General features: G+C 71.1%; 16 protein-coding genes and 1 riboswitch. Of the genes, 3 read left to right on the top strand and 13 right to left on the bottom strand.

The features are described from left to right. Window positions 1-20 precede the first annotated feature (20 nt). The 6 genes from OHT74_RS27580 to OHT74_RS27555 form a co-directional block, all read right to left on the bottom strand. The gene (locus OHT74_RS27580) at window positions 21-1,163 is read right to left on the bottom strand and encodes a glycosyltransferase family 4 protein (RefSeq protein WP_266667777.1); all 1,143 of its coding nucleotides are present in this window, start codon (window positions 1,161-1,163) and stop codon (window positions 21-23) included. A 56-nt stretch (window positions 1,164-1,219) separates the two neighbouring features. Beyond that, window positions 1,220-2,350 carry a hypothetical protein gene (locus tag OHT74_RS27575; protein ID WP_328621707.1) on the bottom strand — a complete coding sequence of 377 codons (1,131 nt, stop codon included), beginning with the start codon at window positions 2,348-2,350 and terminating at the stop codon, window positions 1,220-1,222. Window positions 2,351-2,375: 25 nt separating this feature from the next. Continuing rightward, the gene (locus OHT74_RS27570; RefSeq protein WP_328621706.1) at window positions 2,376-3,419 is read right to left on the bottom strand and encodes a C40 family peptidase; all 1,044 of its coding nucleotides are present in this window, start codon (window positions 3,417-3,419) and stop codon (window positions 2,376-2,378) included. Between the two features lie 244 nt (window positions 3,420-3,663). Then, window positions 3,664-4,692 carry a C40 family peptidase gene (locus OHT74_RS27565; protein WP_266667773.1) on the bottom strand — a complete coding sequence of 343 codons (1,029 nt, stop codon included), beginning with the start codon at window positions 4,690-4,692 and terminating at the stop codon, window positions 3,664-3,666. 253 nt (window positions 4,693-4,945) lie between these two features. Next, window positions 4,946-6,310 (bottom strand): NYN domain-containing protein, encoded by a 1,365-nt coding sequence (locus tag OHT74_RS27560; protein ID WP_328623405.1) that lies wholly within the window; start codon window positions 6,308-6,310, stop codon window positions 4,946-4,948. 40 nt (window positions 6,311-6,350) lie between these two features. Next, window positions 6,351-6,590, bottom strand: coding sequence for a hypothetical protein (locus OHT74_RS27555; protein WP_030291802.1), 240 nt, complete (start codon window positions 6,588-6,590; stop codon window positions 6,351-6,353). 127 nt (window positions 6,591-6,717) lie between these two features. Between OHT74_RS27555 and OHT74_RS27550 the strand changes: the two genes are divergently transcribed. After that, entirely contained in the window at window positions 6,718-7,440 is a 723-nt protein-coding gene (locus OHT74_RS27550) for a rhomboid family intramembrane serine protease (RefSeq protein ID WP_266667770.1), read from the top strand. Further along, entirely contained in the window at window positions 7,437-7,718 is a 282-nt protein-coding gene (locus tag OHT74_RS27545) for an Lrp/AsnC ligand binding domain-containing protein (protein ID WP_030291798.1), read from the top strand. Before OHT74_RS27550 ends, OHT74_RS27545 begins: the two co-directional genes overlap by 4 nt. 232 nt (window positions 7,719-7,950) lie before the next feature. On the opposite strand, the gene OHT74_RS27540 is transcribed toward OHT74_RS27545, so the two are convergent. The 6 genes from OHT74_RS27540 to ctaE form a co-directional block, all read right to left on the bottom strand. Continuing rightward, complete coding sequence (locus OHT74_RS27540) at window positions 7,951-9,366, bottom strand: aminotransferase class V-fold PLP-dependent enzyme (RefSeq protein ID WP_443047579.1); 1,416 nt, start codon at window positions 9,364-9,366, stop codon at window positions 7,951-7,953. A gap of 219 nt (window positions 9,367-9,585) precedes the next feature. After that, a riboswitch (SAM riboswitch) is annotated at window positions 9,586-9,702 on the bottom strand. 91 nt (window positions 9,703-9,793) lie between these two features. After that, window positions 9,794-10,858 (bottom strand): anthranilate phosphoribosyltransferase, encoded by a 1,065-nt coding sequence (gene trpD, locus OHT74_RS27535; protein ID WP_266994033.1) that lies wholly within the window; start codon window positions 10,856-10,858, stop codon window positions 9,794-9,796. Window positions 10,859-11,025: 167 nt separating this feature from the next. Then, complete coding sequence (gene qcrB / locus OHT74_RS27530; RefSeq protein ID WP_328621705.1) at window positions 11,026-12,651, bottom strand: cytochrome bc1 complex cytochrome b subunit; 1,626 nt, start codon at window positions 12,649-12,651, stop codon at window positions 11,026-11,028. After that, window positions 12,648-13,706, bottom strand: a complete 1,059-nt coding sequence (gene qcrA / locus OHT74_RS27525) for a cytochrome bc1 complex Rieske iron-sulfur subunit (RefSeq protein WP_328621704.1) — start codon at window positions 13,704-13,706, stop codon at window positions 12,648-12,650. The genes qcrB and qcrA overlap by 4 nt, the downstream gene beginning before the upstream one ends. After that, window positions 13,703-14,512, bottom strand: coding sequence for a cytochrome bc1 complex diheme cytochrome c subunit (gene qcrC, locus OHT74_RS27520; protein WP_266667761.1), 810 nt, complete (start codon window positions 14,510-14,512; stop codon window positions 13,703-13,705). The genes qcrA and qcrC overlap by 4 nt, the downstream gene beginning before the upstream one ends. Before the next feature lie 76 nt (window positions 14,513-14,588). Further along, window positions 14,589-15,209, bottom strand: a complete 621-nt coding sequence (ctaE, locus tag OHT74_RS27515; RefSeq protein ID WP_266629975.1) for an aa3-type cytochrome oxidase subunit III — start codon at window positions 15,207-15,209, stop codon at window positions 14,589-14,591. Between the two features lie 198 nt (window positions 15,210-15,407). Here ctaE and OHT74_RS27510 point away from each other — a divergent pair, with 198 nt between their 5' ends. Further along, window positions 15,408-15,812, top strand: coding sequence for a hypothetical protein (locus tag OHT74_RS27510; protein WP_266667759.1), 405 nt, complete (start codon window positions 15,408-15,410; stop codon window positions 15,810-15,812). 199 nt (window positions 15,813-16,011) lie between these two features. Here the strand turns inward: OHT74_RS27510 and OHT74_RS27505 are convergent, their stop codons facing one another. Next, window positions 16,012-17,259: a L,D-transpeptidase gene (locus OHT74_RS27505; RefSeq protein ID WP_266667757.1), complete on the bottom strand. Its 1,248-nt coding sequence runs from the start codon at window positions 17,257-17,259 to the stop codon at window positions 16,012-16,014. Between the last annotated feature and the right edge of the window lie 2 nt (window positions 17,260-17,261).

The raw sequence follows: 17,261 nt of genomic DNA, 5'->3' as shown, positions 1-17,261 counted from the left end.
CGAGGGGTACGGGACCGGGCTCAGAGCAGCTCGCGCAGGCGGTCGGCCAGGAGGTCCCAGCGCCACTTCTCCTCGACCCAGGCGCGGCCCCGCTCGCCCATGCGGCGGCGCAGCTCCGGGTCCTGCAGCAGCGCGATCACGCGGTCCGCCGCGTCCTCGGGGACTCCTCCCCGGACCACCCAGCCCGTCTCGCCCTCCAGCACCGCGTCCGGCGCCCCGCCCGAGTCGCCTGCGACCACCGGCAGGCCCGTCGCCGAGGCCTCGAGGTAGACGATGCCGAGGCCCTCCACGTCCAGTCCGCCCCGCCGGGTCCGGCACGGCATCGCGAAGACGTCCCCGGCGCCGTAGTGGGCGGGCAGCTCGGCCCACGGAACCGCGCCCGTGAAGACCACCGAGTCCGCGACCCCGGCCGAGACGGCCAGCGCGCGCAGGTCCGCCTCGTACGGGCCGCCGCCGACCACCAGCAGTACGGCGTCCGCCGCCGCGGCCAGGATCCGCGGCATCGCCTCGATCAGCGTGTCCTGTCCCTTGCGGGGGACGAGCCGCGAGACGCAGACCACCACGGGCCGGTCCGACAGCCCCAGCCGGGCCCGGATCTCGTCGCCGCCCGACCCGGGGTGGAAGGTCTTCTCGTCCACCCCCGGCGGGAGCTGCACCATCCGCGCCGCCGCCCGGTCCGTCAGCGCCGAGGCGATCCGCGAGCGCGTGTACTCGCCCAGGTACGTCAGCGTGTCCGTGCCCTCGCCGATCCGGCGCAGCAGCTGCCGTGCCGCCGGCAGCTGTGCCCAGCCCGCCTCGTGCCCGTGGGTGGTCGCCACGATCCGCTTCGCCCCGGCGCGGCGGAGCGCCGGGCCCATCAGCCCCAGCGGGGCCGCCGCCCCGAACCACACCGACTCGCAGCCGTGTTCGCGCAGCAGCCCGACCGCCCGCCGGGTCACCCGCGGGGTCGGCAGCAGCATCGTCGTACGGTCGCGTACGACCTGGAACGGCTGCTCGGCGTCGAAGGCGGCGGTGGCCTCGCGGCCCTCCGCGCCGTGCTTCCAGGTGGAGGCGTAGACGACGATCCGGTCGGGATCCAGCCGCAGCGCCATGTTGTGCAGGAAGGCCTGGATGCCGCCGGGCCGCGGCGGGAAGTCATTGGTCACGATCAGCGTCTTGTGCATCGCCAGCCAAAGTACCGGACGCCCCCACGCGGCCCCTGCCCAGCCGCCGGACACCCCTACGGCGCGCCCAGCTCCTGGCGGAGGCTCGCCTGCCAGGCCAGCGTCAGGCCGGGCAGATCGCCGCCGATCGTTTCCTCCAGGGCCGTCGCCAGGGGCCCCCGGCCTGCCAGCTCGTAGAGGCGGACCAGTGTGGCGTCGCCCCACTTGGCCGCGATCAGGCGGCAGGCCAGCCATGCGCCCTCGTACCCGCGGGCCAGTGCCTCCGGGTCGCCGCCGAAGGCGAACGCCTCGTCGGCGGGGAGCGCGCCCGGCAGCTCGCCTCGGCGGACCGCGCGGGCCAGTGCCGGCGCGGCCTGCTGCGGGGTGGTCGCGCCGCCGCGGTACGCCGCCCAGTCCGCGAAGCCCTCCGAGAGCCACAGCGGGGTCCGGGCGGAGGTCGCGGCGCGGGTGGCCACGTGGGTGACCTCGTGGGTCAGGACGACGCCGCGGCCCGCCGCGCTGAGCTCCGCCCAGCCCTCCGGGTTGACGACGACCCGGTCGGCGGGGGCCGCGGCGGCGCCCACCCGGCCCGTCGTGACGGCTCCCATGCCCCGGTACTCGGCAGCCGGCCGCCCCAGCAGCTCCGCCATCCGCTCCAGCGAGTCCGGCACCAGCACGACCACCCGGCCCGCCCACGGCCCCGGCCAGGCGGCGCTCGCCGCGGGCACCGCCCGGTCCGCCTCCGCCCCGATCTCGGACAGGGTCTGCGGGGACCGGCCGACGCCGAGCACCAGCGCGTGCGCGCCCCGGACCACCGCCACCGGCCCCTGGTCCCACAGCTGCGGCGGGGCGCCCGGCGCGGGCCGGTCCCCGGTGACCCGCCACCCTCCGCCGTCCCCGCCGTCCCGGCTCAGCCGCACCTCGCGCGCCGACCCGGCCGGGGCCGTGTCGTAGCCGGTGAGCCGGTAGTGCAGTTCCGCCCGGGCCGTGGCCTCGGCACCGTCCCGCCGGACCGCGGAGACCTCGTACGCCCATCCCTCCAGCGGGATCCCGGCGAGTTGCGCGGGCGGTGTCCGTGACCAGGCGGCCACGGCCTCCCGGATGTCCCCTTCGGCTGCGTCCCGCGCCGCAGGCGCCCCGCACCCCGCGAGCAGCACGCTCAGCAGGAGCGGCAGCGCGCGTACGAGGAGCCGACGGACCGGGGACATCCGACGATCGTACGCACGGCCTGCATCAAGGGCGCGTCACCGAGGACACCGGCATCATCCCGACCGGGTCGTACCGCACCCGCGCCCCCGGGTACGGGGCGTGCACCACCTGCCCGTTCCCGACGTACATGCCGACGTGGCTGGCGTCCGAGCGGTACGTGACCAGGTCGCCGGGCTGCGCCTGCGAGAGCGGGACCTGGCGGCCGGCGTACCGCTGGGCCTGCGAGGTACGCGGCAGGGAGACGCCGGCCTGCCGGTACGACCACACCATCAGCCCGGAGCAGTCGAACCCGGAGGGCCCGGTGGAGCCCCAGATGTACGGGCGGCCGACCGCGGCCCGGGCCGCCATCACGGCGGTCGCGGCGCGCCCCGAGGAGGGGCCGAACGAGTTCGGCTCGGGCAGGCCCTCCGGGCGGTCGCCGGAGCGCGAGGCCCGCTCGAAGTCGGCCCGCTCCTGCGAGGGCATGGCGTTCAGGAGCCGGCGGGCCGCGGCGAGCTTGGCGGTGACGGCACGCTTCTGGCGGGCCACGTCGGCGCGTACGGCGTCGAGTTCGGCGAGCTTCTGCGAGGCCTCGTGGCGCTGCTGGCCCAGCCGGCGCTGCTCCTTGCGCAGTTCGTCGAGCCGGCGGGCCTGCCGGTCGGTCAGCCGGTCGAGTTGGGAGGCCTTGTCGAGGTACTCGTCCGGGTCCTCGGAGAGCATCAGCTCGACGGCGGGGTCGATGCCGCCGGAGCGGTACTGGGCTCCGGCGAAGGTGCCGAGGACGCCTCGCATGGTGTTGATGCGGTCCTGGCCGCGGGCCAGTGCGTCCTGGGCCCGGTCGATCTCGGTGCGCAGCCGGTCGGCGCGCTCGCCCGCCTTGTTGTAGCGCTCGGTGGCCTGTTCGGCCTCCTCGAAGAGCCGGTCGACCTGGGCGCGGGCGCCGGCCGGGGGCTCCTGCGGCTGGGCCGGGGCCGCGCTCGCCGCCCCGCCCACCATGACTGCCGCGGCGGTGGCCGCGGCGGCGGTGAGGACGGTGACCTTGGTGTTCCGGTCGAGACTGCCGAGCCCGGGCCGGCGATGGGACGCCACGAGGAACCGCTCCCTTCCGCTGCGCGGGACCGGGTCCGCCCCCCGTGGACGGCCGTGTGCCGGGTTCCGCGCTGGCAGACAGTAGCCGCGCGGCCACACACCGGCCAACGACCGCGGAAGGGCACACACAGTGACGCCCCGCCGGAGACGCAGGTCACCGGCGGGGCGTGTGGTCACAGCGGGGCCGCGGAATTCGCCCGGATGGGCGGTGTACGGCGCGTCCCGCGAGGGAGACCCGGGAGGGTCAGCCGATGCGGACGCCGAACTGGAACGGCATGTTGTTGATGGACTCGTACTTGACGCCGCCGCGCGGGTTGGAGGCGTGCAGGACCATGCCGTTGCCCGCGTACAGGGCGACGTGGTGCAGGTCCGAGTAGAAGAGCACCAGGTCGCCGGGCTGCAGCTGGCTCTTGCCGATGCGCGTGCCGTCGTTGGCCTGGGTGTAGGTGGTGCGCGTGATGCTGACGCCGGCCTGCTTGTAGGCCCACTGGGTCAGCCCCGAGCAGTCGTAGGCGCTCGGGCCGGTCGCGCCGGAGACGTACGCGCTGCCCAGCTTGGTCTTGGCGGCCGCCAGGGCGGCGCCGGCGCGGCCCGAGGCCTTGACGTTGCCGAGGTCGGCGCGGTCGCTGTCGCTGCGGCTGGCGCGGGTGTCCTCGTCCTTGAGGGCCGCGCGGTCCTGCGCGGTCAGGGTGTTGAGGAGGGCCTGGGCCTCGGCGAGCTTGTCCTGCGAGGCCTTCTTCTTCTCGCCGAGCTCCTTGCGGGTGGCGTCGAGGTCCGCGAGCTTGCCGGAGGCCTCCTGGCGCTGCTGCGCGAGCGAGCGCTGCTTGGCCTGGATCTTCTGGACCGCTTCGACCTGCTTGCCGCTCAACTGCTCCAGGGTGGAGGCCTTGTCGAGGTAGGTCTCGGGGTCGCCGGAGAGGAAGAGGGCGACGGACTGGTCCATGCCGCCGGTGCGGTACTGGGCGCTGGCCATCGAACCCAGCGTGGTGCGCAGCTGGTTGAGCTCGTCCTGGCCGCGGGCGACCTGGTCCTGGAGCTGGCCTATCTCCTTCTCGAGCTTCTCCTGGCGCTCCTTGGCCCCGTTGAACTTCTCGGTGGCCTGCTCCGCCTCTTCGTAGAGCGAGTCGACCTTGGCCTTGACCTCGTCCTTGCTCGGCTGGGCCGGAGCGGCGGAGGCGCCGTGTGCGGAGAGGGCGACGGCCGCGGCTGCCGTGACGGTGAGCACGGTCACACGAGTGCGGGTCGGCTGCTTGGGTCGACGGTGGGACGCCACGAAGGCGAGCTCCTTCTTCCTGGAGCCGCCGAAGGAACACAACTCGGCGACACCTTCGCCGCCACCCCGAATGAGTGATCTACCGCACGAAGGTTTGACCAGACCCTAGTGACCCGGCTGTGATCAGTTCAAATCCTGTCGAGAAAAAAATCGCTTGCCGACCAGGTTCTTTACCTACAGCCCACGCTCTGTGCAGGGCACTTGACGGTACGTTCCCTGTCGGCCATGCCAAATCGGGCATTCCGTCGACGAGTTACGAAACGCGCGAAAGCCGCTTCAGCAACAAAGCGGACGCCACCGGCCGGGCACCGGCCTTCGCCACCCCGTCGGCCACCTCGCGGTCCGTGGAGACCACGACCACGGGCCGGCCGGGGGGCTCCGCGCGCACCAGCTGGCGGATCAGCTCGTCCGCCGTCACACCGGCCTTCGAGAACAGCACGCGCACCCCGCGCGGCGGCGCGAGCAGCACCGGGGCCGCCAGTTCCGCGCCGTCGAAGACACAGGTCATCTCCGCGCCGGTCTGCGCGGCCAGCATCGACAGCCCGCCCAGCAGCCGCAGCCGCTGCTTCTCCAGCGGCATCGTCGGATAGCCGGTCTTGGTCACGTTGTAGCCGTCGACCACCAGATGGGCCTGGGGCAGCGCCAGCAACTGGTCCAGCAGCGCCGGATCGGTCTCCGACAGGGCCCGCGCCGCGATGTCCTTCGGGGTCATCCGGCCCGGCTCCACCGCGTCCACCGTGTCGGCCGGCCGCGTCGACACCGGCGGCAGCGCCAGCTCGCGGCGCAGCCCCTGGGCCGCGTCCAGCACGGTGTCCAGCAGCAGCCGCAGCCGCATGTCCTCGACGCTGCGGCCCTCGCGGGTGACCCGGCGGGAGCTCTCCAGCGCCGCCTCGACCTCCGCGAGGCGGGACTTGAGCCGCCGGGTCTCGCTCTCGGCGGCGGCCACGTGTGCGGCCGCCTCGCCCCGGATCCCGTCGATCTCGGCGGTGACCTTGCGCAGGGCCGCCTCGCCGCGCTTCACATCACTCTGGGCGCTGCGCAGCTTGCGCTGAAGCGATTCCGCTTCCTTGCGCGCCGCGTCCAGCTCGGCCCGCACCTGCTCGCCGCCGAGGCGCTGCAGGTCCCGTGCGTGGGCCAGTTCCTCGCGGAGCCGGTCCATTTCGCGCCGGGTCTCCTCGCCGAACCGCTCGGCGTCGGCGCGCTGCGCCTCCTCGCCGGCGGCGGCCACCAGCTTGACCCAGCCGACCGGCCGCAGCACGTACGCGGCGGCCGCCACGTCCAGCGGGTCCGCGGCGGCGGGCGGCGCACCGGACTCCAGCGCACCGGCCAGCTCGGCCTGCGCCTCGCGCAGCTTCTCGGCGACGCGGCCCCGGAAGACGGCATCCGCCTCCACGGCCGCGGCCATGGCGTTGCCCGCGAACTTGGCGCGCCGGGTCGGGGTGAACCGGGCGTACTGGCGCAGCTGCGCCGGGAGGTCCGCGACCGTCAGTCCGCCGAAGGCGTCCGAGACGAGCGCGACGACCCGGCGCCGCACGCCTTCCGGCAGCGGGCGGTCGAGCACCTCTGCGGCGTCGCCGGCCGCGTCGGCCGGCTCAGCGCCGCTTGCTGGCTCCACAATCCGTCACCCCTACCGTGATCTACCTGTGGGCCCGGCTCCGTCAGGAGTCCGTGCCCGGCCTGTCCACGAGCTCGATCTGGTCCACCGCGTTGCACCACCGGCAGCGGACCGACTCGATGGTCTCATTGACCACCTCGCGTTCCTCGACCTTGGGCTCCCCGGCAAGATCCAGGTGGACGTACTCCACGACCTTCGACGAACGAGTGACGTCGAAACGCGTGAGGTTGCCGCACAGCGTGCAGCGCCACCGGGTGGTGTCGGTCGGCAGGGGAACCGTCATCAGGCCGCTCTCTCCTTCGTAACTGTTTCAATTAAAGCCGCCGTCTGCGTCAATCGGCGGACCGCAGCACGTAACCCTACGGCCTGCCGGTGCTCCGGGTGGGTCCGCTTGGGTCATGCTCAACCGCATGATCGTAAGGTGGCAGGCCCTCCGGGAGGCCGTCCGGGGCCCGGTGGTCGTCCACGTGCTGATCGCCGGCTGCTGCGTGGTGTTCCTGCTCGGCCCGGCCTCGGGGCTGAACCCCTCGTACGGCACGGGCGAGCGGTTACTGGAGACGGGGACCGCCTACTTCCGGCGCTGGGGGGTGGTCCCGGACGAGCTGTTCACCGGGTCGGCGCGGGCGCTGCTGACCCCGCTCACCGCGTTGTTCGTGCACGGCAGCTGGCTGCACCTGCTCGGCAACATGCTCTTCCTCCACGTCTTCGGCGTGATGACGCAGGAGCGGATGGGCCGACCGGAATTCCTGTCCTTCTACGTCTGTACGGGTTACCTGGCCCTGGCGGCGTACGCGGCGGCCAACACCTCCTCGGCCCAGACCCTGGTCGGTGCGTCGGGCGCGATCTCGGCGGTGCTGGGGGCCTTCTTGTGCCTGTTCCCCCGGGCGAGGGTCACGAGCCTGTTCCCGTTCCTCCTCTTCCTGCCGCTGCGCTTCCCGGCTTGGATCGTCCTGCTGTTCTGGTTCGGCCTCCAGTGGCTGGCGGCGCACCGCGCGGGCAGCGGCCCGGGGGTGGCGTACCTGGCCCATGTGGTGGGCTTCTCGCTCGGCTTCGTCTACGCGTGGGTGCGGTATCGGCGTACGACTAGAGTGAGGAGACCAGCGACGGCCACCGAGGGAGACAGCCAGCCGTGATCACCGCGATCGTGCTCATCAAGACCAGCGTGGACCGCATCCCCGAGATCGCCGAGTCGATCGCCGCGCTGGACAACGTCAGCGAGGTCTACTCCGTCACGGGGACGTACGACCTGATCGCGCTGGTCCGCGTGGCCCGCCACGAGAACCTGGCGGACATCATCCCGGGCCGCATCAGCAAGATCCCGGGCGTGGAGGCGACGGACACGCACGTGGCGTTCCGCACCTACTCCCAGCACGACCTGGAAGCCGCGTTCGCCATCGGCCTCGACGCGTAGCGCTGCCCGGTTCGTCCCGGCTCGCGGATCCCGGCCGCATCAGAGCCGCACCCGGCGGCGGTGACCTCTCGTCCTCGACTCACCACCGCAGTGCCCCCACCCCACCTGCCGGTGTCCGGCCGCGCCCCGCCTCCGCTCTCCCTGTGAGGCCCGGGTGGGCCCCATCGAGCCCCGCCGGCGCTTGAGGCGCCGGGGTTGCCTCACCCGGTCGCCCCGCCACGGCGGATGCGTGTCACACGGCCGGCACGCAGCGGCCTTCCTCCGTGCGGTACTGCCACTTGGCGCCGTCGGCGACGAGTTCCCCGACCGCGCGGACGAAGCGGTCGACGTGCTCGTCGGGGGTGCCCGCGCCGAAGCTGACGCGGATCGCGTTCAGCGAGCGCTCCCCCGGGGCCGCCTCGGGGGCTCCGCACTCGCCCTGGGCCTGCGGCTCGCTGCCCAGCAGGGTGCGGACCAGCGGGTGGGCGCAGAACAGGCCGTCGCGGACGCCGATCCCGTACTCCGCCGACAGCGCGGCCGCGAAGTGCGAGCTGTTCCAGCCGTCCACGACGAAGGAGATGACGCCGACCCGCGGGGCCTCGTCCCCGAAGAGGGAGAGGATCCGGACCGCCGGAACCTCCGCCAGGCCGCTGCGGACCTTGGCGATCAGGTGGCGCTCCCGGGCGACGAGGCTGTCGAAGCCCGCCTCGGTCAGGGCCTTGCAGGCGGAGGCGATCGAGTACACGCCGATGACGTTCGGGGAGCCGGCCTCGTGGCGGGCGGCCGTGGTGTGCCACTCGACGTCGACGCCGCCGTCCGCGCGGCGGGCGACCTTCCGGGAGGCGCCGCCGCCGGCCAGGTACGGCTCCGCCTGCTGCAGCCAGTCCGCGCGGCCGGCCAGCACGCCCGAGCCGAACGGCGCGTACAGCTTGTGCCCGGAGAAGGCCACCCAGTCCACGTCCAGCTCCTGCACGGAGACGGGGTGGTGCGGGGCCAACTGGGCGGCGTCCAGGACGATCCGCGCGCCGTGGGCGTGCGCGGCAGCGGCGAGCTCCTTCACCGGCCACAGCTCGCCGGTGACGTTGGACGCGCCGGTGACGCAGACCAGCGCCGGGCCGTAGCCCTCTTCAATTGATGCAGTACGGTCGGCCAGCGCCCGCTCGAGGGTCTCGACGGCCTGGGCCGGGGTCCGCGGGGCGTTGAGGTAGGTGACCTGCGCGTCGGCCCACGGCAGCAGCGAGGCGTGGTGCTCGGTCTCGAAGACGAAGACCTGGCAGCCGGCCGGGAGTACGGCGGCGAGCAGGTTCAGCGAGTCGGTGGTGGACCGGGTGAAGACGACCTGGTCGGCGGGGCGGCAGTCGAGGAACTCGGCGACCGTGGCGCGGCTCTGCTCGAACAGGTCGGTGGACAGCTGGGAGAGGTACCCGGCGCCGCGGTGCACGCTGCCGTAATAGGGGGCGTACGCGGCGACGTCGTCCCAGACCCGCTGGAGCGCGGGGGCACTGGCCGCGTAGTCGAGGGCCGCGTACGTGACCTCGCCGCCGGTGACGAGGGGGACGGTGACGTCCCGGCCGAGGACCGGCAGCGGCTCGGCACAGGCGGGGTCGGCAGGGGCGGCAACGGGGGCGGTCACGGCGGCGGTGGCGACGGCGTTCGGGTACGTGGACATGGCGGTATCTCCCGGCGGGACAGGCTGAATGGCTTCGGACGGCCCGTACGCGGGTGCACGGATGCACGGATGCGCATGCGGCGGTGGGGTACGGGAGTTGCCTCGACGCACGGACGGCTGAGGGCCGTGCGGAGGGTGAAGAGGGGGCGGAGTCGCCCTATCGCATTCGCTTGCTCACGGAAAACGCTCCTCGAGAGACCAGGACCCCTGGTGTCGAGGGATCCGCGCTTGCCGTAGGCCTTTCTGCCTACGACCTGGTCATCACCCGGGGCACCCCGCCACGGAAGGAGGGTTGCCGGACAGCAAGCCGGGGCCTAAACGCTGTCACTCGTGACCTGGTCTGCATCCTGCCACAAGATCCCTCACGCGCAAGACCCCGGTCCGCATGCTGGACCGGGGCCACCTGTTTCACGCCTTTCTCGTACCGCTACGCGTTGCTGGCCGCCACCCAGCGGTCCAGGGCCGCCCGGGCGGCGCCCGAGTCGACGGCTTCCGCCGCCCGGGCGATGCCCGCGCGGATCTGGTCCTCCAGGGAGCCCGTGCCGGGGTCCAGGGCCACCAGGGCCGCCGCCGAGTTCAGCAGCACCGCGTCGCGGACCGGGCCCGTCTCGCCGGCCAGCAGGCGGCGGGCGACGTCCGCGTTGTACGAGGCGTCCGCGCCCCGCAGCGCGGAGACGTCGACCAGCGGGATGCCCACGTCGCGCGGGTCGAAGGACTGCTCGTCCACCCGGCCGTCGCGGACCCACCACACCCGGGAGGTGGCGGTGGTCGTCAGCTCGTCCAGGCCGTCGTCACCGCGGAACACCAGTGCCGAGGAGCCGCGCTCCGCCAGCACGCCCGCCACGATGGGGGCCACCCGGGCGTCCGCGACGCCCGTGGCCTGCGCCCGTACCCGCGCCGGATTGGTCAGCGGGCCGAGGAAGTTGAAGGTGGTCCGGATGCCCAGCTCCCTGCGGGCCGCGGCCACGTGACGCAGCGCCGGGTGGAACTTGACCGCGAAGCAGAAGGTGATCCCGGCCTCCTCCGCGACCTCGACGACCCGCGCCGGGCTGAGGTCCAGGTTGACCCCGAGCTTCTCCAGCACGTCCGACGAACCGCTCGCGCTCGACGCGGCCCGGTTGCCGTGCTTGACCACCTTGGCACCCGTACCGGCCACCACGATCGACGACATCGTCGAGATGTTCACGGTCTTGGCCCCGTCGCCACCGGTGCCGACGATGTCCACCGTCCGGCCCGGCACCTCGATCAGGTTGGCGTGCCCGTACATGGACCGTACGAGGCCGTTGATCTCCGCGACGGTCTCCCCCTTGGCCCGCAGCGCCACCACGAAGCCGGCGATCTGGGCGTCGGTGGCCTCCCCGCGCATGATCCGGTCCATGGCCCAGGCGGTTTCCTCGGCGCGCAGGTCCTGGCCGGTCAGCAGGGCGTCGAGGACGCCCGGCCAGCCACGGGCCGCCACGCTGTCGCCGCCTGCCGGGGTCACAACGTTCATGGTCCGCTCCTGCTGTTGGTCGGCCACCCGATGTCGGGGTCCAGGTCGAATGGGCAGGGCTCCAGCCTATCCAGCCCCGGGGACGGCAAAGAGCCCCGTCCGGACACTGGACGGGGCTCTCGCCGTGGCGACACCAGGACTGACCGAAATCAGTCCCTCAAGCGGGATCAGTGGTGGCCGTGGCCGCTCTGGATCTCCTTGTACTCCTCCACCGTGGGCTTCGGAATCTGGCTGTCCTCCGCGTAGTAGCCCTTGCTGAGCTTCGCGCGGAGCTTCTCCATACGGCCGACCTTGCGCTCGACGCCGTTCTCGTCGACCGTCGGGCCGATCTCGACCGGCTTGTACTGCTCGTGCGCGGTCAGCGTGTGCAGCTTGCCCTGATTCAGCGGCTCGTGGATCTCGACGAACTCACCGTGCGGCAGGCGCTTGATGATGCCGGTCTCGCGACCGTGCAGCACCTTGTCCCGGTCCCGGCGCTGGAGGCCGAGGCAGATCCGCTTGGTGATGACGAACGCGATGACCGGGCCGACGAAGAAGCCGATACGGGCGAACCAGGTGATGTTGTTGATCGACAGGTGGAAGTACTGCGCGAACATGTCGTTTCCACCGGCGATCAGCAGGATGACGTACCACGTCAGCCATGCCACACCGAAGGCCGTGCGGGTCGGGACGTTGCGCGGGCGGTCCAGGATGTGGTGCTCGCGCTTGTCCCCGGTGACCCAGGACTCGACGAACGGGTACACCGCGATCGTGGCCAGTACCAGCGGGAAGATCACCAGCGGGATGAACACGCCCAGGACGAGCGTGTGGCCCCAGAGGTTGATCTCCCAGCCGGGCATCGCACGGATGAGGCCCTCGGAGAAGCCCATGTACCAGTCGGGCTGCGCGCCGGTGGACACGTGGTCCGGGCGGTACGGGCCGAGCGCCCAGATCGGGTTGATCGAGGCGATCGCCGCGATGGCCGCGATGACACCGAAGACCAGGAAGAAGAAGCCTCCGGCCTTGGCCATGTAGACCGGCAGCAGCGGCATGCCGACGACGTTGTTGTTCGTCTTGCCGGGACCCGCGAACTGGGTGTGCTTGTGGTAGAAGACCAGGATCAGGTGGGCCACCAGCAGGCCCATCATGATGCCGGGCAGCAGCAGGATGTGGATCGAGTAGAACCGCGCGACGAAGTCGCCGCCGGGGAACTCGCCGCCGAAGAGGAAGAACGACAGGTACGTGCCGACGATCGGCACGGAGAGGATCGCGCCCTCCATGAAGCGGACACCGGTGCCCGAGAGCAGGTCGTCCGGCAGGGAGTAACCGGTGAAACCGGTGAACATGCCGAGGACCAGCAGCAGGAAGCCGAAGATCCAGTTGACCTCGCGCGGCTTGCGGAACGCGCCCGTGAAGAAGACGCGCATCATGTGCACGAGCATGCCCGCGACGAAGATCAGGGCCGCCCAGTGGTGGATCTGCCGGATGAGCAGACCACCGCGGACGTCGAAGCTGATGTCCAGCGTCGAGGCGAAGGCCTCGGACATCTGGACGCCCTGCATCGGCACGTACGAGCCGTGGTACACGACCTCGTTCATGCTCGGGTGGAAGAACAGCGTCAGGTACACACCCGTGAGGATGATGATGATGAAGCTGTAGAGGCAGATCTCACCCAGCATGAAGGACCAGTGGTCCGGGAAGATCTTGCGCATGTTGGACTTGGCCAGGCTGTAGATGCCCAGGCGTCCGTCGGCCCAGTCGGCTACCCGCTCGCCGGCCGGCGCTTTGCGCTTCGAATCGGTGGCAGTGCTCATCCGCGCTCCCAGAATGCAGGACCGACGGGCTCTTCGAAGTCGCCGAGCGCCTCGAGGAAGCCTTCGCCGTTCACGCCGATCCGCAGCTGCGGAAGCGCGTGGCCGGCCGGGCCGAAGATGACACGGGCGCCGTCGGAGAGGTCGAAAGTGGACTGGTGGCACGGGCAGAGCACGTGGTGCGTCTGCTGCTCGTACAGGCTGATCGGGCAGCCGACGTGGGTGCAGATCTTCGAGTAGGCCACGATGCCCTCGTGGGACCACTCGAGTTCCTGCTTGTCCTTGATGTCCTCCGGCTTGATGCGGACGATCATCAGGGCGGCCTTGGCGATCTGCGTCTGGAAGTCGTGCTGCTCCTCCTCCAGGCCCTCGGGCCTGGCGAAGGTCAGCGAACCGACCTGCACGTCCTCGGGACGCAGCGGCTCCAGCGTGTTGTCGTTGATGAGCAGCTTGCCCTTGGCCCACACCGTGTGGCGCAGCTTGTCCTCGGGCAGCGGGCCCAGGTCGCGCATGATCATGACGGCGGACAGCGGCAGCATGGCCAGCGCGCCCAGCATCGTGTTGCGGATCAGCGGACGGCGGCCGATGGCGGACTCGTTCGCACCGTCGGCGAAGTCCGACAGGACCTTCGCCTTGACCTCCGGCGGCGCCGCGATCTCGTGGCGCTCGTCGGCGACCTCCACGTCGGACATCAGGGTGCGGGCCCAGTGGACCGCGCCCGCGCCGATGCAGAAGAGGGCGACGCCCAAGGTCATGCCGAGGGCGAAGTTGAGCCCGCTCACCTTCCCGATCGGGAAGATGTAGACGATCTTGTCGACCGGGATGGTCACGTACGAGGCGATGAAGCCGATCGTGGCCAGCATCGACAGCGTGAACAGCATGGCCACGGTGCGCTCGGAGCGCTTCGCGGCCCGCTCGTCGATGTCCTGGATACGGGGCTTGTGGACCGGCAGGCCCGGGTCGGCGAACGGGTCGTCCGCGACTGCTACGCCACCGTGGTGCGCGTCGCCCTGCTCGCTCGGCAGGTGCTTCTCTTCGGGAATGTCTTGGCTACTCATGACTTCTTGGCCTTAGCGGTGTGGGCCGCGACCCAGACGGCGACAGCGATCAGCGCACCCAGACCGAAGATCCAGCCGAACAGACCCTCGGAGACGGGGCCGAGGCCGCCGAGATCGAGGCCACCGGGGCTGGTCGACTTATCGCCGTTGACGTGCTGGAGGTACGCGATGATGTCCTTCTTCTCCTTCGTCGGCATGGTGCTGTCCGGGAAGGAGGGCATGTTCTGCGGGCCGGTGAGCATGGCCTCGTAGATGTGCTTCGGCTCGACGCCCTCGAGGTTGGGGGCGTACTTGCCGTTCGTCAGTGCGCCGCCCTCGCCGGTGAAGTTGTGGCACTGCGCGCAGTTGTTGCGGAAGAGCTCACCACCCCTGGCGATGTCGGCGCCCGCCGGGTCGTACTGCTTCTCGGTCGGCACGATCGGGCCGGCGCCGAGGGAGGCGATGTAGGCGGCGAGCTGGTCGGTCTGCGCTTGGTCGAAGACGACCGGCTTCTTCGGCACCTGCACGCCGGGCTGCTGGGCGGGCATGCGGCCCGTGCTCACCTGGAAGTCGACGGCCGCGGAGCCGACGCCTACCAGGCTGGGGCCGTCAGTGGAACCCTGACCGCCGGTTCCGTGGCAGCTTGCGCAGCTCACGGCGTAGAGCTTCTTGCCCTCCTCGATGGCGAGGGACTGGGCGGTTTCATCGGCCTGCGCCTTGCCCGCGGGGGCGAAGGCGGCGTACAGCCCCCCGGTGGCCGCCAGCGCGAGGAGTAGAACGACGACCGCCGCCAGCGGATGGCGTCGTCGTGCGGAGAGCTTTTTCACGGATTACCCCGGTGTCAGGATCTTCTGCGTCGGTGTTTCTGGATGGAGTGCCGGGTCTCGCCCGGTGACGTGTTCGCTACTTGATCAGGTAGATCGTCGCGAAGAGGCCGATCCAGACGACATCGACGAAGTGCCAGTAGTAGGACACGACGATGGCCGACGTGGCCTGTTCGTGGGTGAACCTCTTGGCCGCGTACGTCCGGCCGAGGACCAGCAGGAAGGCGATGAGACCGCCCGTCACGTGCAGACCGTGGAACCCGGTGGTCAGGTAGAACACGGAGCCGTACGGACCGGACGAGAGGCTCATGCCCTCGTGCTTGACCAGCTCGGTGTACTCGAACACCTGGCCGCCAATGAAGATCGCACCCATGACGAACGTGATCATGAACCACGACCGGAGCTTCTTCACGTCACCGCGCTCTGCGGCGAATACGCCGAGCTGGCAGGTGAGGGAGGAAAGCACCAGGATCGTCGTGTTCGTCGCCGAGAAGGGCAGATTCAAGGCCGAAGCCTGCTCTGCCCAGTACTCGGCACCTGTCACGGATCGCAGGGTGAAGTACATCGCGAAGAGGGCCGCGAAGAACATCAGCTCGGAACTCAACCAGATGATGGTTCCGACGCTGACGAGGTTCGGCCGGTTGACCGTCGGGTGCGCGTGCCCGGTATCTACTGTCGTTGCTGTCGCCACGACCGACATTATGTCGGTCGCTTATCCCGCCCTCACCCCGGGGGGTGCCGTTCGGAGTGTCAGGGGCGTGTGCAAGGCCCGAACGGCCCATCAGATCGGCCCGGCGCGTTCATCGGCGGGGCTGTCCGAACCGATGTTGACACCGGGTCGGACGGAGTAGCATCCCGCGCAACATCAACGTTATTCACGGCACCGTGGAGGAACGAAATGCGGTCGACTGCACGGGTTCTGGTCTACAGCGACGATGCGAGCACCCGGGAGCAGGTGCGGCTGGCGGCCGGGCGCAGGCCGGCCGCGGACCTGCCGCCGGTCGAGTTCGTGGAATGCGCCACGCTCCCGGCCGTCCTGAGCGAGCTGGACGCGGGCGGGATCGACGTGTGCGTGCTGGACGGCGAGGCGGTTCCGGCCGGGGGCATGGGTGTGTGCCGGCAGATCAAGGACGAGATCTTCCGATGCCCGCCTGTGCTGCTGCTGATGGGGCGTCCGCAGGACGCCTGGCTGGCCACCTGGAGCCGTGCGGACGCGGCGGTGACCCTGCCGGTCGACCCGGTGGAGTTCGCGGACGCCCTGGCGGGCCTGCTGCGCCCCCGCCTCGCCGCCAACTCCTCCTGACCGCACCCTTTCGGCTCCCGTCAGGGGGACACCACCGCTCGTGCCCGGCCGAAGCCTGCACGGGTCGGCTGAGCCGAAGGGGCCGCGTCGGCGAAGGCGGGCGAGCGCCCGGAGGAAACCGCGAGGAACGAGCGGTTTTCGAGGACGCACGCCCGCCTGGAGCCGACACCAGCGGCCCCGGAGGCGAAGCCGACCCCATTTAGACCGTCGGCCGCAGGCGGGCCTTGTCGATCGGACTGCGGCCTTCCTGGGTGCCCTTGAGGAGGGCGCTGCCCTCGCGCCACTCCTTCCAGTCCAGGTTCCAGTCGCCGAAGCCGTTGCCGAAGGGCTCCATGTCGTCGCCGATACTGTTGATCACCCGGACGATGTCGCCCTCGGTGATGTTCTCGTAGAACCAGGCGGCGTTGCCCGTGCTCATGCCGGTGCAGCCGTGGCTGACGTTCTCGTAGCCCTGCGAGCCCACGGACCACGGCGCGGCGTGCACGTATTCACCACTCCAGGTGACGCGGGTCGCGTAGTAGACGGGCAGGTTGTAGTACTCGCTACCGCCGATGCCGACGGTGTCGCCGCGCATCTGGACGAAGTACTGCTTGCCGAGGACCACCTTGACCCCGTTGCGGGTGGAGAAGCCGGGCTTTCCGGTGGTCACCGGAATGGTGTTGATCACTTCTCCGTTGCGCTCGAACGTGAGGTAGTGCGAGGACGCGTCGGTGGTGACCTCGACCCGGTCCCCGATCTCCAGCGCCAGCGGCTTGCTGGCGGCCCCGTGGAACTCGTCGGAGATCTTGATGCCCTCCAGATTGCTCCGTACGGAGACGGCGGAGTGGGCGGGCCAGTAATCCTTCGGGCGGAAGTGCAGGTGCTTGTCGTCCACCCAGTGCCAGGCGCCCTCGACGCCCGGCGGGGTGTCGACGACCAGGCCCCGCTCCACGATCGCGCGGGCGGCCTTGTCCGTGAGGGGCTCGTTCAGTTCGGCCGTGATGGGCTGCCCGACGCCGTACTTGCCCTCGTCCGGCCCGAATTCGACCTTCAGGACCTGCTTGGCCGGAGTGGTCTTGAACGTCAGCCTGCGCTGCCCTGGAGCCCCGCGCTCGTCCTCGGTGTTCACCAGGACCGTGTAATGGGCGCCGGCGGCCATCGGGGCGGTGCTGTGCCATCGGTCGCCCTTGGCGCTCAGCTCGCCGGCGAGCCTGCGGCCCTGGGCGTCGACGGCGGACACGTCGGTGATCCGGTTGCGGCCGGTCCCCTTGGCGGTGATCTCCAAGGGCTTCTCGGGGTCGAGGGGCCGGCCGCCGGGGGGCTGGTTGAAGACGACCTGGTCGCCCGCGTCGTACGGGCGGGCTGACAGCGGGTTGTCTCCGGGCCCGCAGGCGGTGGCGCCGGCCCCCAGGGACGCGACCAGCACGGAGCAGCTGAGTACCGTCCTAAGACGCGGTGAGTGCTTCATGG

Origin of the sequence: Streptomyces sp. NBC_00354, from assembly GCF_036106915.1 — a bacterium.
In the GTDB taxonomy this organism is placed as follows: Bacteria; Actinomycetota; Actinomycetes; order Streptomycetales; family Streptomycetaceae; genus Streptomyces.
Note: the sequence above shows the minus strand (reverse complement) of the source record. Positions and strands in the feature narration are given on the sequence as shown.